The organism is Agrobacterium larrymoorei (assembly GCF_013322225.1).
GTDB classification, from domain to species: domain Bacteria; phylum Pseudomonadota; class Alphaproteobacteria; order Rhizobiales; family Rhizobiaceae; genus Agrobacterium; species Agrobacterium larrymoorei_A.
The window spans coordinates 179,981-195,852 of sequence record NZ_JAAMFB010000003.1; the positions used below are offsets into that span (position 1 = coordinate 179,981).

General features: G+C 56.7%; 11 protein-coding genes and 1 tRNA gene. 10 read left to right on the top strand and 2 right to left on the bottom strand.

Annotation, left to right across the window (positions count from 1 at the left end; genetic code table 11):
- The first annotated feature begins 203 nt into the window (after nt 1–203).
- The 7 genes from G6L28_RS01305 (at nt 204) to G6L28_RS01335 (ending at nt 7,781) form a co-directional block, all read left to right on the top strand.
- Nucleotides 204–280 (top strand) — tRNA-Arg (locus tag G6L28_RS01305).
- Between the two features lie 254 nt (nt 281–534).
- Entirely contained in the window at nt 535–1,866 is a 1,332-nt protein-coding gene (locus G6L28_RS01310; protein WP_174061967.1) for an alpha/beta hydrolase, read from the top strand.
- A gap of 67 nt (nt 1,867–1,933) precedes the next feature.
- Entirely contained in the window at nt 1,934–2,986 is a 1,053-nt protein-coding gene (locus G6L28_RS01315; protein WP_174061968.1) for a 4-hydroxyproline epimerase, read from the top strand.
- Between the two features lie 69 nt (nt 2,987–3,055).
- On the top strand, nt 3,056–4,093 hold the full coding sequence (gene pyrC / locus G6L28_RS01320; RefSeq protein WP_174061969.1) for a dihydroorotase: 1,038 nt from the start codon (nt 3,056–3,058) through the stop codon (nt 4,091–4,093).
- A gap of 226 nt (nt 4,094–4,319) precedes the next feature.
- Nucleotides 4,320–5,018: an orotate phosphoribosyltransferase gene (locus G6L28_RS01325; protein WP_174061970.1), complete on the top strand. Its 699-nt coding sequence runs from the start codon at nt 4,320–4,322 to the stop codon at nt 5,016–5,018.
- A gap of 90 nt (nt 5,019–5,108) precedes the next feature.
- The gene (locus G6L28_RS01330) at nt 5,109–6,035 is read left to right on the top strand and encodes a carbohydrate kinase family protein (protein ID WP_174061971.1); all 927 of its coding nucleotides are present in this window, start codon (nt 5,109–5,111) and stop codon (nt 6,033–6,035) included.
- Between the two features lie 60 nt (nt 6,036–6,095).
- Nucleotides 6,096–7,781 carry an RNA-directed DNA polymerase gene (locus tag G6L28_RS01335; RefSeq protein WP_174061972.1) on the top strand — a complete coding sequence of 562 codons (1,686 nt, stop codon included), beginning with the start codon at nt 6,096–6,098 and terminating at the stop codon, nt 7,779–7,781.
- A 195-nt stretch (nt 7,782–7,976) separates the two neighbouring features.
- Here the strand turns inward: G6L28_RS01335 and pgi are convergent, their stop codons facing one another.
- Both pgi and G6L28_RS01345 read right to left on the bottom strand, forming a co-directional pair.
- Nucleotides 7,977–9,602, bottom strand: coding sequence for a glucose-6-phosphate isomerase (pgi, locus tag G6L28_RS01340; RefSeq protein ID WP_174061973.1), 1,626 nt, complete (start codon nt 9,600–9,602; stop codon nt 7,977–7,979).
- Between the two features lie 105 nt (nt 9,603–9,707).
- Nucleotides 9,708–11,420 carry a long-chain fatty acid--CoA ligase gene (locus G6L28_RS01345; RefSeq protein WP_174061974.1) on the bottom strand — a complete coding sequence of 571 codons (1,713 nt, stop codon included), beginning with the start codon at nt 11,418–11,420 and terminating at the stop codon, nt 9,708–9,710.
- Between the two features lie 272 nt (nt 11,421–11,692).
- Between G6L28_RS01345 and G6L28_RS01350 the strand changes: the two genes are divergently transcribed.
- The 3 genes from G6L28_RS01350 (at nt 11,693) to G6L28_RS01360 (ending at nt 15,816) form a co-directional block, all read left to right on the top strand.
- The gene (locus tag G6L28_RS01350; RefSeq protein WP_174061975.1) at nt 11,693–12,754 is read left to right on the top strand and encodes an ABC transporter ATP-binding protein; all 1,062 of its coding nucleotides are present in this window, start codon (nt 11,693–11,695) and stop codon (nt 12,752–12,754) included.
- Between the two features lie 144 nt (nt 12,755–12,898).
- Nucleotides 12,899–13,921, top strand: coding sequence for a Fe(3+) ABC transporter substrate-binding protein (locus G6L28_RS01355; RefSeq protein ID WP_174061976.1), 1,023 nt, complete (start codon nt 12,899–12,901; stop codon nt 13,919–13,921).
- Nucleotides 13,922–14,139: 218 nt separating this feature from the next.
- The gene (locus G6L28_RS01360) at nt 14,140–15,816 is read left to right on the top strand and encodes an ABC transporter permease (RefSeq protein WP_174062033.1); all 1,677 of its coding nucleotides are present in this window, start codon (nt 14,140–14,142) and stop codon (nt 15,814–15,816) included.
- The last annotated feature ends 56 nt before the right edge of the window (nt 15,817–15,872 follow it).

Below are 15,872 nucleotides of genomic sequence, written 5' to 3' on the forward strand. Positions count from 1 at the left end.
TTGCGACGGCACTTCCGCACAGAATTCCGTCCACGCTTTTCGCTGTCATCGGCGCGTAAAATCATCGTTCTAATTTTTATATTTAAATCAATGGCTTACAAATTTCATTGCAGCAAAATGACAATTTTTCAGCGAAATCGCTTGCATTCGGAATGAGGACGTTTTAGAGGATCGCCACGCCAGCAGAACAGCTTCTGCGGCACGCACCCGTAGCTCAGCTGGATAGAGCACCAGACTACGAATCTGGGGGTCAGGAGTTCGAATCTCTTCGGGTGCGCCATTTCTTTCTGAATAAAATTAGCAAGTTAGGTGTCTCATTCGAGCGCGATGCGCGGCGCGAGTATTATGCGTCGATTTCGGATTTCTATCGCGCGCAGAGGCATTCTCGACACACCGATCTGGAAAAGCACTCACGGATAGTCGCATGGTGGCTGGTCTGCGCAGAACCATTCTGTAATAACCGGAAGAATTGATTGCTAAGGTTTGTTCGTCCGAGCGACGCAAGAGCCTTCGCCCTGTTCCTGGAGTATCGGAATGGCCGCAAGGCTTGTCGCGCTTGTCACCTTGCTTGCCTTCCTTGCCAGTTGCGGCGGGCGTCCGATCGGTGTCATGACCCCAACGGGGCAGGTCGTGCAGGGCACGACGCCGATCAGCCTGCTGGTTGCCACGACGCGGGCGCCATCCGATGATCGGGCCATTCTTTTCGGTGGGGAACGCGGTACGGGGCTGAAGGTCGATGCGGTCACCGTCTCCATTCCGCCGGATGCGAACCGCACGGTGGGGCAGGTTCAGTGGCCGAAGAAGCTGCCACCTAATCCGCTCAAGGACTTCTCGACCGTTTCGGTGGAGCCTATCACCAACGAGGTTGATACGCGTGGATGGATCAAGCGCCACAGCCCGAAGGACAAGCGCGTGCTGGTCTTCGTCCACGGCTTCAACAATCGCTACGAGGAATCGGTCTATCGCTTTGCGCAGATCGTTCACGATTCCCGCGCCAATGTCGTGCCGGTGGTTTTCACATGGCCGTCTCGCGCCAGCATCTTCGATTACAACTACGACAAGGAAAGCACCAACTATTCCCGCGACGCGCTGGAAGAAATGCTGACCCGTGTCGCCAAGGACAGTTCCGTCAGCGATGTGACCGTCATGGCGCACTCCATGGGCACGTGGCTGGCTGTCGAAGCGCTTCGTCAGATGGCCATCCGTAACGGGCGCGTTCTGCCGAAGATCAACAACGTCATTCTGGCGGCGCCCGATCTCGATGTCGACGTGTTCGGACGGCAATATGTAAGCCTTGGCAAGGATAGGCCCAAATTTACACTGTTCGTTTCGCAGGATGATCGTGCGCTCAGCCTTTCGCGCCGCATTTCCGGCAATGTAGACCGCCTGGGTCAGATCGACCCTTCTGCCGAGCCCTATCGCAGCGAGTTGGAAAAGGCTGGGATCACTGTTCTCGATCTCACCAAGCTGCAATCCGGCGACAACCTTAATCACGGCAAATTCGCCGAAAGCCCGGAAGTTGTGCGCCTGATCGGTGACCGGCTTATCGCGGGCCAGACTGTGACGGATTCCGATGTCGGTCTTGGTGAGGCTATCGGTGCTGTCGGTATCGGTGCGGCGCAGACCGTCGGCACTGCGGCAAGCGTTGCCATCAGCGCACCGATTGCCGTTTTTGATCCGCGTACGCGGGAGAATTACGGGCGTCAGGTGGAGCGTTTGGGTCGCTCGGTGGAGAACACCGTGGGCTCTGTCGGAGACACGGCATCCAGCGTCGTCGATCCACAGGCCGCCGATGCCACGGGCGGCCGAAGGGACGATTGCTCTCTTTCCGTAAATCGGGGCAACTCCGAGTGCCGTGATCGCTGACCGCATAATATACAAACAGTATTTTCTGGTCTAAGACAGGGAAAATCTCATTTCGGAGTAGTGTCCCATGCGCTGGAAACGCACCCTTCAGCTTCTCGACGTCCATTGCGAAGGCGAAATCGGTCGCGTTGCGACCGGTGGCGTTCCGAAGATACCGGGCGCTACCGTTGCAGAACAGTTGCATTGGCTAAACACCGATCCGAAAGGCGAGGAGCTTCGCCGCTTCCTGACGCTGGAGCCACGCGGCACGCCCATCGGTTCCGTCAACCTGCTTTTGCCGCCTAAGCACCCGGATGCGGATGCCGCCTTCGTCATTCTCCAGCCGGATCAGGCCCATGCCAGCTCCGGTTCCAACTCCATCTGCGCCACCACCGCCCTTCTGGAAAGCGGCATGGTGGAGATGAAGGAGCCGGAAACCATCGTGATGCTGGAAACGGCGGCAGGGCTGGTGAAAGCTACCGCAACCTGCCGAGACGGGCGCTGCGAAAAGGTGAAACTCACCATGGTCCCGTCCTTCGTGCATGAGCTGGATGTCGAGATCGACACGCCCGATTGGGGCCGCATCCGCATGGATATTTCCTATGGCGGCATTTTCTATGCGCTGGTGGATGTGGGTCAGATCGGGCTTACCATCGACAAGGCCAATGCCGCAAAGCTTGTGGCGGCAGGCATGGTGCTGAAGGATATCGTCAACCGCGATATCCCCGTGGTTCATCCGGAAATCCCGGCCATCTCAGGCGTTGCCTATGTCATGTTCCGCGATACGGAGGAAGATGGCACCATCCGCACCTGCACCACCATGTGGCCGGGCAGGGCGGATCGCTCTCCCTGCGGCACCGGCAATTCCGCCAATCTGGCCACGCTGCACGCACGCGGCAAGGTGAAGGTCGGCGACACCTACAAGTCGCGCTCCATCATCGGCACGGAATTCGAGGTCGGTCTTTCGGCTGTGACGGAAGTCGCAGGCAAGCCAGCCGTCATCCCCACCATTGCGGGGCGCGGCTTCACCTTCGGCCTGCACCAGATCGCGCTCGATCCGTTCGATCCGCTGGCTGATGGTTTCGCGATGACCGATGTCTGGGGTCCGCAGGCGGGCTCCATCGGGGATGCGAAAAAGTAGCGCCGGGCGCTGTTTTCTTTGTCGGAAAGGTGCTAAGCGGGCCGAACTCCAAAAAATCCGAGGCCCACGATGAAGACGATCACCCTTCGCCGCCCAGATGACTGGCACCTGCACCTGCGCGATGGCGCGATGTTGGAAGGCGTGATTGGTGATACGAGCCGCCACTTCGCGCGCGCCATCATCATGCCCAACCTCGTGCCGCCGGTCGTCACCACGGCAGATGCCCGCGCCTATAAGGACCGCATCGTCAAGGCCATCCCGGCCGGTGATCGCTTCGAGCCGCTGATGACGCTCTATCTCACCGAGCATACCAGTGCCGATGATGTGGAAGAGGGCAAGGCAAGCGGCCTCATCACCGCCGTGAAGCTCTACCCCGCAGGCGCCACCACCAATTCCCACGGTGGCGTGCGGGATATGGACAAGGCCATGCCGGTGCTGGAACGCATGGCGAAGATCGGCCTGCCGCTCTGCGTCCACGGCGAAGTTACCACGCCGGAAGTCGATATCTTCGACCGCGAAAAGGTCTTCATCGATACGGTTCTGGAGCCACTGCGCGCACGTTTGCCGGAACTGAAGGTGACGATGGAGCATGTGACGACGAAGGACGGCGTGGACTACATCAAGTCTTCCAAGGCCAATCTCGCAGGCACCATCACCACGCACCACCTCATCATCAACCGCAACGCTATTCTGGTCGGCGGTATCAAGCCGCACTATTACTGCCTGCCGGTCGCCAAGCGCGAAGAGCATCGCCTGGCGCTCCGCGCCGCCGCAACATCGGGCGACGCCCGCTTCTTCCTCGGCACAGATTCCGCCCCGCATGTGGACCCGCTCAAGGAATGCGCCTGCGGTTGCGCGGGCATCTACACCTCCATCAACACCATGAGTTGCCTTGCCCATGTCTTCGAACAGGATGATGCGATGGACAAGCTTGAGGCCTTCGCCTCGCTGAACGGCCCTGCCTGGTATGGCCTTGCGCCCAACGAAGACACGATCACGCTCATCAAGCGTGACGAGTTGGTGGCATTCCCGGAAAAGATCGAAACGGGCGCTGGCCCGGTTACGGTCTTCGACCCGATGTTCCCGCTGCATTGGGACGTTGCCTGATTGCTCGGTGGCTCAAGTCGCCACCGCCAGGTTGCTGATGAAAGTGCCGCCAAAACCACGACGTCATCCTCGGGCTTGACCCGAGGATCCATCACCGCCCGTCGAGGTCAATGGATCCTCGCCTCAAGGGCGAGGATGACGCCGAGAGTGTGGTGAGCTTTTGGTAGTAGATTTCAAACCGGTTCGCCCGGCCCGTTCTGTAGATGATCAAAAGAGGAAGATGCCGATGTCCCAGTTCACATTCACCGATCGCACTGTCGTGGCAGAGCTTGTCGCGAAGATGTTGTGGGAGATCAAGGCTGTCCACTTCAATTCGGAAACGCCCTATACCTTCGCGTCCGGCATGAAAAGCCCCGTTTATATCGACATGCGCAAGCTCATCTCCTATCCACGCATCCGCTCGGCAGTGATGGACTTCGCCGCCGCCAAGATCGTCGCGGATGCGGGCTTTGAAAAGTTCGATTGCGTTGCAGGTGGTGAAACGGCGGGCATTCCCTTCGCCGCCTTCCTCGCCGAACGTCTCGGCCTGCCGATGATCTATTGCCGCAAGAAGCCGAAGGGCCATGGCCGCAATGCGCAGATCGAAGGTCATATGCCGGAAGGTGCGCGCGTGCTGGTCATTGAGGATCTGACGACGGCAGGCGGCTCCATGTTCACCTTCGTCGATGCCATCCGTGCCGCAGGCGGCATCGTCGATCACGGCATCGCGCTCTTCTATTACGGCATCTTTCAGGAGGCCGAAGCACGTTTTGCCAACGGCAATGTGAAGCTGCATTACCTCAGCACATGGCGCAATGTGCTGGAAGCAGCGCGTAGCGAAAAGCTGTTCGATGACAAGACCTTGTCGGAAGTGGAAGCATTTCTGGACAACCCGCTGCCCTGGTCTGCCGCACGCGGCGGTGTCAGCGAATTGCCGCAATCGTAATTTTGGGTAAGGTCTGATTCTGACCCGCTTGACCGGCAGAGCGATCTGCCGCTAAGCATTCTAATCGATTAAATTCTGGAGGAGAACCGGATGATCCTGTGTTGTGGTGAAGCCCTTATCGACATGCTGCCCCGCGAAAGCACGAAGGGCGAGGCAGCTTTCGCGCCCTATGCGGGCGGAGCGGTCTTCAACACGGCGATAGCCCTGGGTCGCCTCGGCGTTCCCTCGGCTTTCTTCTCCGGCATTGCCGATGACATGATGGGCGAAATCCTGAAGGATACGCTCAAAGCCAGCAATGTGGACTACAGCCTCTGCGCCTTCTCCAACCGTCCATCCACCATCGCCTTCGTGAAGCTGGTCGATGGCCACGCGACCTATGCCTTTTACGACGAAGGCACCGCAGGCCGCATGCTTGCTGAAACCGACCTGCCGAACCTCGGTGGCGATTGTGAAGCCATGCATTTCGGCGCAATCAGCCTCATCCCGGAGCCATGCGGCAGCACCTATGAAGCGCTACTGATGCGCGAACACGAAAAACGCGTCATCTCGCTCGACCCCAACATCCGCCCGGGCTTCATCAAGGACAAGCAGAACCACCTCGACCGGATCAACCGCATGGCGGCCAAGTCGGATATCGTCAAATTCTCGGATGAAGACCTGACATGGTTCGGCCTCGAAGGCGATGAAGACACACTCGCCCGCCACTGGCTCCACCACGGCGCCAAACTCGTCGTCGTCACCCGCGGCTCGAAAGGTGCGGTCGGCTATACCCGGCAGCTTCGCGTCGAAGTTCCGAGCGAAAAGGTCGAGGTCGTCGACACCGTCGGCGCAGGCGACACTTTCGACGCAGGCATTCTGGCCTCGCTCAAACTCCAGGGCCTCCTCACCAAGCCTCTGGTTGCTTCGCTCACCGAAGACCAGATTGCCAAGGCGCTGGCGCTGGGTGCAAAAGCTGCGGCAGTGACGGTGTCACGGGCAGGGGCAAACCCGCCTTGGGCGAGTGAGATTGGGTTGTGAGATACGTGAATTCGATATACAATCAAGGGTAGTTTAAAATGAATCGGTTAGGTCCGCAAATTGACTGCAAAAACGAAGTCCGACCGCCTGCGGCGGCTGGTATCACACGGATATTTTGCTCCTGAGTTACCTCCGTGTTTTGTATCGGAAGATCTCGCCAAATTTAGAAAATTTATTTTGGGTGGTATTGACGCTCTTCCCACTGTCCAAAGTAAACCCGCATTTTACAAGTACATCACGGAACCTAGCTGGTTTTACTTTCCTAGGCATAAGAAGGATGATCGGCGGCACGGCGTTCCGAATCCGATATCATATCTTCTATTAGCGAGAACAATTGCTGAGAATTACGTTGATCTTCGCCGCAAGGCGAGGAGGTCAGGAATTTCTGCATCTCCACCGATATTTGATTGGACTGGTGCGAGGGCACTAATGCGCTCAAGCGTAGACCTTCGAGACGATTTTCGTATCGATCTGTCGTCTCGTCGTGAGGAGTATGTATCTGCGGATATTCGGGCGTTTTTTCATTCAATATATACTCACGCGATTCCATGGGCTATTTACGGTAAGAATTGGGCAAAAACTAACCGTGGTTATCAGCATTATGGCAATCTGATCGACTTGCTATTTCGGAACTGCCAAGATGGTCAAACTATAGGTCTGCCGGTAGGTCCAGATACATCAAGGTTAATCGCTGAAGTTATTGCTTCGGCGGTGGATCAAGCACTTCGAGAAAAGATAGCAATCTCATCTCAAGATGCCTCGCGCTACATCGATGATTATACGTTGAGCGCGCCTAATGGTGAGTCCGGGGATGCTCTTATTGCTGCTTTGAGACAAGCTGCATCATATTTTGAGTTAGAGCTAAATAACGACAAGTCCGCGGTATTTTCCACCTCGTCTAGGCAGCCAGTTGGGTGGAAGCAGTCAGTCAGAGCCTCTATTCCTAAAGGCAATCCTGACTACACAGAAATGCAGCGTTTCTTCTACGAGATAGGGCGTATGTGTGACGCGCATCCGGAGTTGAATATTGAGAAATTTGCGTTGCAGAATGCTCGCTCAGCACTTGTCCGATCAAGCGATTGGCGTCGAATTCAAAGCCATTTGGTCAACGGATATCGTCGAAACACGAGTTTAGTTTCGTTCTTGGTCGAAATATTCATTTTGAGGCAAATCGAAAAAGGTGATGTCGATCTCGAAAGTACCAGGGAGTTTATAGAGCATAGAATCCCAGTTTTGGCTCAGGCAAATCGTACTGGTGAAATTATTTGGCTTCTGTTCCTGAGTATTCGTCTACAAGTTACACTTTCAATTTCGTCAGTTGAACCTCTCTTCGAAATTGAAAACCCGATGATCGCTCTTCTAGTGTCCTATGCACAGTCTCGGGGGTTATTATCAGGCGCTGTCAACCATACGGTTTGGAACAGATCCCTCAACCAACTAGGTTTGCGGGGGTCGATGTGGCTGTACGCCTATGAGAGCATCGGCCTAGGCATAAATCCAAGCCAGAGTGCGACGTTTATCGAGCAAGATCAGTATTTTCGTTTCTTGCAGATGAAGAAGGTGAGATTCTTTGCAATTGAAAAGGGCTTCGCTTCAATGTCGACTACGCTTCGCAATTTAAGAGGCGAGAATAATAGGATGAGACAATTTAGGGACGATTTTTTCGACGACTTCGTGCTCGATATGGACGAATTAGAAGAACTAGACTTAGAGGATTTGACTATGGACGACGACCTCGACTACTGAGACAACAAATCAACAAACATCATATCCAGTATAGCGCTGACACTGAGTGGTGTAACCGTGTCTTCGTAGACGAAGCAGCGTAATGTGTTATTTTAAATATTGAAAATGCAATTATAATCGAGGTAGCAACTGCCCTTGATTGGAGTGAACCCGCTATTTGCGTAGCGGGTTCTGCAACTCAACAAGTTGTCGATGTTATCCCGCCAACCCCGCCAGTGCCTTCACCAGACCCTGCGTCGAGCTGTCATGGCCTGCCGCACTCTCCTTGCCTTCCACCACGGGCAGCAGGCCGGTCGCCAGTTCCTTGCCCAGTTCCACGCCCCATTGGTCGAAGGAGTTGATGCGGAAGAGGACGCCTTCGACGAAGACGCGGTGTTCGTAGAGCGCGATCAGGCGGCCGAGTGCGAAGGGGGTCAGCTTGTCGTAGACGAAGGTGATAGAGGGGCGGTTGCCGGTGAAGACGCGGTGGGGGGCGATGAAGTCGGCCTTTTTGTCGTCCATGCCCTTCGAGGTCAGCTGTTCTTTCGCTTCCGCCAGCGTGCGGCCCTTCATCAAGGCTTCGGATTGTGCAAGGCAATTGGCGATCAGCAGCTGGTGCTGGTGGCGCAGGTCAGGCTCGAAACCGTTTGCCGCGATCATGAATTCAGCCGGAATGATGCTCGTGCCCTGATGGATGAGTTGGTAGAAGGCGTGTTGGCCATTGGTGCCGGGCTCACCCCAGACAACCGGGCCTGAATTGCCTTCGACCGGCGTGCCATCGATGGTCACGCCCTTGCCGTTCGATTCCATATCCAGTTGCTGGAGATAGGCCGGGAAGCGCGAAAGGCGCTGGTCATAGGGCAGGATGGCGCGGGTCGGATAATCCAGCACGTTGCGATGATAAAAGCCGATCAGTCCAAGCAGCATCGGCAGGTTCTGGCGGAACGGCGCTTCGCGGAAGTGCGTGTCCATGGCATGTGCGCCATCCAGGAATTTGCCGAAATTCTCCGGGCCGATGGCGATCATCAGCGGCAGGCCGATGGCCGACCAGATGGAATAGCGCCCGCCGACCCAATCCCAGAAACCAAAAATGCGGTCGCTTTCGATGCCGAAGGCCGCCACCTTGTCGAGTGCGGTGGACACGGCGCAGAAGTGGTGCTTCACCGCCTCTTCGCCTAGCTTGTCGGCGATGAACTTGCGCGCTGTTGCCGCATTGGTCATCGTCTCGATGGTGGTGAAGGTCTTGGACGCGACGATGAAGAGCGAAGTTTCGGGATCGATCAGCTTCAGCGTGTCGGCAATATGGGCGCCATCGATGTTGGAAACGAAGTGCGCGCGCGGACCGTCATGGAAGGGCGCCAGCGCCAGCGTCGCCATGACGGGACCGAGGTCCGATCCGCCAATGCCGATATTGATAACATCGGTGATCTTTTTGCCCGTTGCACTCTTCAGCGAGCCTGAGCGGATCGCATCGGCAAACTTGCCCATGGCAGAAAGAACGCCGTTCACATCAGGCATTACGTCCTTGCCGTCCACAAGAACCGGCGTGTTGGAGCGGTTGCGCAGCGCGGTATGAAGCACGGCGCGACCTTCGGTGAAATTGATTTCCTTGCCGGAGAACATCTCGTCGCGCTTTTCCGCCACGCCGCCCTCAGAGGCAAGCTTTTCCAGAAGCGTCAGAATGTCGTCGTTCACAGCGCATTTGGAAAAGTCCATCAGCAGATCGTCGAACTGCGCGCTGAACCGCTCGAACCGTTTGTCGTCGCTGGTGAAGGCGGCGCGAATATCGGTTGCACTGGTTTTGGCAGCGGTTGATTTCAGGGTCTCGACGATGGCCTGCATGGAAAGCTCCTCATGCTCCGTTAAAGGATGAGGAAACTATTCTTTTTCATCGGGCTAAATCAAGGCAGCTTCTCTTAAATCGATTAGATTTTTCAAGGCTGCCAATCAGTTAGCCAGCTTTCGAAGTTCACGTCGCAGGATTTTGCCGACATTGGTCTTCGGCATTTCCTGAATGAACTCGATATGCTTGGGCCGTTTGTAGTTCGTCAGGCTCTTGGCGCAGAACGCTTTCAGTTCTTCCACCGTCAGCGACTGGTCCTTCTTGACCACATAGAGTTTGACGGCTTCGCCGGAATGCTCGTCCGTTACGCCAACCGCCGCGCATTCCTGAACACCCGGATGGCCGGCAGCCACCTCCTCGATTTCGTTCGGATAGACGTTGAAACCAGAAACGAGGATCATGTCCTTCTTGCGGTCTACGATCTTGGTGTAGCCCTTCTCGTCCATGAAGCCCATGTCACCGGAGCGGAAAAAGCCGTCCGATGTCATCACCTTGGCGGTTTCATCCGGCCGCTGCCAGTAACCCGGCATGACCTGTGGGCCGCGGATGCAGATTTCACCCACCTCGCCGAGGGCTAAGCTGTTGCCGTCATCGTCGCGTATATCGATCTCGGTCGATGGAAGAGGAATGCCGATATTGCCGGTGAACTCGGTGAGATCCAGCCTGTTGGCGGTCGCGACAGGCGAGGTTTCGGACAGCCCGTAGCCCTCACATATCTGGGTGCGGGTAACGGCAGCCCAACGTTCCGCAACGGGTCTTTGAACAGACATGCCGCCGCCCATCACCAGAATAAGAGAGGTCAGGTCGAGTTTTCGAAAATCCTCATTGTTCAAAAGCGCATTGAACAGAGTATTGATGGCCGGAAAGACATGGGGCGTGTAGCCGGAAAGCTCCTTGACGAAGCCCGGGATATCACGTGGGTTGGCGATCAACAGATTGTGGCCGCCAAGGGCAACACCCATGAGCGAATTCACCGTCAGGGCGAAGATATGATAAAGCGGCAGGGCGCACACGAAGTTTATCACCTCAGGGCGGGGCCTGTTTACAAAGGCGGCGTCGATCCAGAAAGACATCTGGGATTTGTTCGCCAAAAGATTGGCATGGGTCAGGACCGCGCCCTTGGAAATGCCGGTGGTGCCGCCGGTATATTGCAAAAAAGCGATATCACTGCGGGTAAGCGAGACAGGTTTGAGTGAAAGGCTATGAGCCTGTTTCAGCGCGTCCCTGAAGCTTACGGCCTGTGGCAGAGCGTAGGCCGGCACCATCTTCTTTACCTTGCGCACCACGAAGTTGACGACGTGTCCCTTGATGCCGAGAAGATCGCCCATCGTAGTGACGACGATGTGCTTTACATCGGTCTTCGGAACGGCCTGCTGAACAACATGCGCAAAATTTTCCAGCACGAAGATGGCTTTCGCACCTGAATCCTTAAGCTGGTGCTCGAGTTCGCGCGGGGTATAAAGTGGATTGACGTTGACGACGACAAAACCGGCGCGAAGAATGGCGTAGGTAGCGACCGGGTTTTGCAGAATGTTCGGCATCATCACGGCAACACGATCGCCCTTTTGCAGGCCAAGTTGTTGAAGCCATGCGCCGATCTTTCGCGTCTGTTCGTCAAGTTGACGGTAGGTCAGCGACTTGCCCATGCTGGAGAACGCCTTGCGATCCGCATACTGAGCACAGCTTTTTTCAACGAGTTCGGCCAGGGAGGCGTGGCCCGGATCGGGCAGTTCGGCAGGTACCCCTTGTGGGTATGATGCGAGCCAGGGCTTTTGTGCAACATGCACGCCTTGACGATCCATGTTCAGGTCACTCATTCAAATCCTCCCATGCGTGGCTCCTGCGACATGTGTTGCGTCTGTCATATCAGCAGGCTCCTCGTCCCCTATGATATTCGCAGTCTCACGTTGCAAGCGTAGATGAAGCCTCCAAAATCATCTACTCACTTCAGCGTATTTAACTCTAACGTAAACGTCAACTAAGCCTCTTCCAAATCGGTTTTCTTCGGCCGCGCTCTTTTTAATTCGCTTTTGACTTTAATCCTGATTTGGGCAATCAACAAACTTATGACATGAGATGGATTTTTTTGATGGCAGAGAACCCGGCCCTCCAACTAGAGAAAATCGGCAAGGCCTTTGCGGGCGTCAACGTGCTTGCCGATATCGATCTTGTGGTTGCACGCGGAGAGATCATCTGCCTCGTAGGGCGCTCCGGCTGCGGTAAATCCACGCTTTTGAGGATCATCGCGGGTGTAGAAATGCCCGATGCCGGTTCCGTTCGCATGAACGGCGCGGAAATCGCCGGCCCTTCCGGTTTCGTGGAGCCGGAAAAGCGCCGCATCGGCTTCGTCTTTCAGGATTACGCCCTGTTTCCGCATCTGACGGTCGAGCAGAATGTGATGTTCGGCCTCAAGGGCATGCCGAAGGAAAAGGCGAGATCACGCGTCGCTGAGATGATAACGCATGTACGGCTGACCGAGCTCGCGAAGCGGTATCCGCACACGCTGTCAGGCGGGGAGCAGCAGCGTGTAGCGCTTGCCCGTGCGCTCGCACCCAAGCCGGAGATTCTCTTGATGGACGAGCCGTTCTCCAATCTGGACAGAGGTCTGCGTGATAGCGTCCGCGAGGAGACGCTTGGCCTGCTGCGCGCGCTCAAAACCACCGCCATCATGGTCACGCACGATCCGGAAGAAGCGCTGTCTGCCGGGGATCGCGTGGTGCTGATGCAGAAGGGTCGCATCGTGCAGACCGGTACCGGCTATGAGCTTCACGACAACCCGGTCAGCCGTTATGCGGCGGATTTTTTCTGCGCCTTCAACAAGATCGAAGGCACGGTTCGCAACGGGCATGTGGAAACGCCGCTCGGTCATTTTCCGCATGATGGCACGTTAAGCGAAGGTGCTACCGCGCTTGCCTATATCCGCCCTGCCGCCATTGCCGTGACCAGCGGCATGGACAGCGGCGATGTTACCGGCATTTACGGCAAGGTTTCCAGCCGCACCTTCATGGGCGAGATCGAACAGCTGACGATCACGGTACCGGGCCTTGCCGAGGACGTGCGGGTGCGCAGCATGCGCCGGGCACCTTCAGGCATAGATAATGTACTCCTCAGCGTTGATAACAAAGGCGTCCTTGTATTTACCCAGAGTTGATCCTGAAGCCAGTTCTGACAATTCGTAGCCTGAATTCAACTCAAAGTGAGAGTTTGCAGCAAAATTCCCGATGCTTAAACTTGATTTCATTCGTCATGTATGCTGGATGCATCTCGATATCAATTTAAGTCATAGGGGATTTACATGTCATCATTGACCGCTACCAGAATGGCACTTCTCGCAGGCACGTTTATCCTGGCTGCAGGCGCAGCCGGTGCAACTGAGCTGAACATCTACACGACCCGCGAACCGGCCCTGATCCAGCCGCTGCTGGACGCCTTCACCAAGGAAAGCGGCACCAAGGTCAACACCGTGTTCCTCAAGGACGGTCTGGCCGAGCGCGTGTTGAGCGAAGGCGCAAGCTCCCCTGCCGACGTGCTTATGACTGTGGATGCCGGTAATCTGGTGGATCTGGTAGACAAGGGCGTTACCCAGCCGGTGTCGTCCGATGTGTTGACGAAGGCCATCCCCGCCGAACTGCGCGATGCAAACAACAACTGGTTCGCACTCTCCATGCGCGCACGCGTGATTTACGCTGCCAAGGACCTGGATCTTAGCACCTTCAACTACGAAGATCTGGCTGACGCCAAGTGGAAGGGCAAGGTCTGCATCCGTAGCGGTCAACACCCTTACAATACCGCTCTTTTTGCCGATTACGTCGCGCACTATGGCGCTGAAAAGACCGAGGAATGGCTGAAGGGCGTGAAGGACAATCTGGCCCGCAGGGCTGGCGGCGGCGACCGTGACGTTGCCAAGGATATTCTTGGCGGCATTTGCGATATCGGCATCGCCAATTCCTATTATGTCGGCCTGATGCGCTCCGGCAAGGGCGGCGAAGACCAGGTGAAGTGGGGCGAGGCCATCAAGGTTGTTCTGCCGACGTTCAAGGACGGTGGCACGCAGGTCAACGTCTCCGGCGCAGCCGTTGCCAAGAATGCGCCGAACAAGGCGGAAGCAGTCAAGCTGCTCGAATTCCTCGTTTCGGAAGAAGCACAGAAGATCTACGCCGAGGCAAACTTCGAATATCCGGTTCGCCAAGGTGCGGCACTCAATGAAATCGTTGCATCCTTCGGCGAGCTGAAGATCGACAACAAGCCGCTGACGGAGATCGTTTCTAACCGCAAGGAAGCCAGCGAGCTGGTCGACAAGGTCGGGTTCGACAACTAAGACGACAAGCCTGACGCGCCGGTCTTCAGGGCTGATGCGTCAAACTTGTGGACGAGGTAGGCGTTTCGCTCTGCCGTTATTCTCGGGTAAGCCCAAGAATGACATGAGGAAAAGACTTGGCCTTTCGTCTGTATTGGGCGCTCGTTTCCGACGAGCGCCTTGTCCGTTTCAAGCATTCGGTGTGCCGCGCGCACTGCTTAAGGCCAAACAACATCCGCATGGTTTCCGAGATCAGCAGCCACACGCCATCGAAGTCCAGACCACGCATCGCCTCGTCATTCTTGTGGCTGGTCGCGTCGTTCGGTGTGGCGGGTTTTGCCTTGCTGCCGGTCTTCGCGCTCCTGACCGAAGCGGTGCAGGGCTCCGAAGGTTTGTGGGGTCACCTGAAAAACACCGTTCTGGCGACGGCCTTGCCAGAAACGCTGATCCTGCTGGCGGGCGTCGGTCTTCTCGCCGGTGTACTGGGGACCGGGGCCGCATGGCTGGTTTCCGCCCATGATTTTCCGGGTAGGCGGGTGCTGGAGTGGGCGCTGCTGCTGCCGCTTGCCATGCCGACCTATATCATCGCCTATGCCTATCTGGATATTCTGCATCCGCTTGGTCCCGTGCAGGGCGCGGTGCGTTGGGTGCTCGGCTATTCCAGCCCGCGCGAATTCCGTCTGCCCGATATCCGCAACATGACCGGCTGTATTCTTCTGCTTGGCTTCGTGCTTTACCCCTACGTCTATATCCCCGTGCGGGCGATGTTTTTGACGCAGGCTGGAAATCTGCTGGAAGCGGCGCGAATGCTTGGCACATCTCGCAGAGCCCTGTTTTTCCGGGTCGCCGTGCCGCTTGCCCGCCCAGCTATCGCTGTCGGCGTCAGCCTGGCGCTGATGGAGGCGCTGAACGATATCGGCGCATCGGAATTCCTCGGCGTGCGCACGCTGACGGTTTCGATCTACACCACATGGGTCACAAAATCCGATCTTCCGGGGGCGGCGCAGATTGCGCTCTGGATGCTGCTGCTCGTCGTGGCGTTGGTCGCGCTGGAAAGATGGGCGCGTCGAAGACAGCGCTATTCGATCTCGGCACAGAAGGCAAAGGTGCTGGAGCCAATGCGTCTTCGTGGCATGAGCGCGTCTTTCGCACTGTTGCTCGGAAGCCTTCCCATCCTCATCGGCTTCATCGGACCGGCAATATACCTGCTGGTCGAAGCGTGGAAACGCTACCAGTTTAGCGGCTTGTCCTCGCGTTTTGCGACGGAAGCCGTCAACACTATCCTGTTTGCAGGCTTTGCCACATTGCTCACTCTCTGTTGCGGCCTCATCGTCGCCTATGCGGTGAGGCTTTGTCCGGGCAAGCGGTCGCTTTGGTCCTATCGTCTGGCAACTGTCGGCTACGCCGCGCCCGGCACGGTTATCGCCATCGGCATGCTGATTGCGCTCGGCAGCGTGGATCGTTTCATCGATCAGTCGGTGCGACATTGGTTCGGAGTGTCGACGGGCCTCATCTTCATCGGCAGCGGCGCAGCTTTGGTTCTGGCCTATACGTCCCGCTTCCTGACGATCGCCGCAGGCGGTATCGATGCGGGCTTGAGCCGTATTCCCGCCTCTTTCGATCATGCGTCCCGCACCCTTGGCAGAACACCGGGCGCGACCTTCCGCCACGTTCATCTACCGCTGTCCAAGGCGGCGATGGCTGCCGCCGGTCTGCTGGTCTTTGTGGACTGCGTCAAGGAACTGCCAGCAACGCTACTTCTGCGCCCGCTCAATTTCGAAACCTTCGCCACCCATCTGTACGGCGAAGCCGCCCGAGGGACCTACGAGGAGGCGTCAATTGCTGCGCTGGCCATCGTGGCTATTGGTATTTTGCCTGTCATTCTGCTGGCCCGTGTCGGGCGTGCAAAAGCCTGAATTTTCCGCCGACCCCTGTCGTTCTGACGTCGTATCTGAACCTTGGCTGGAATTGC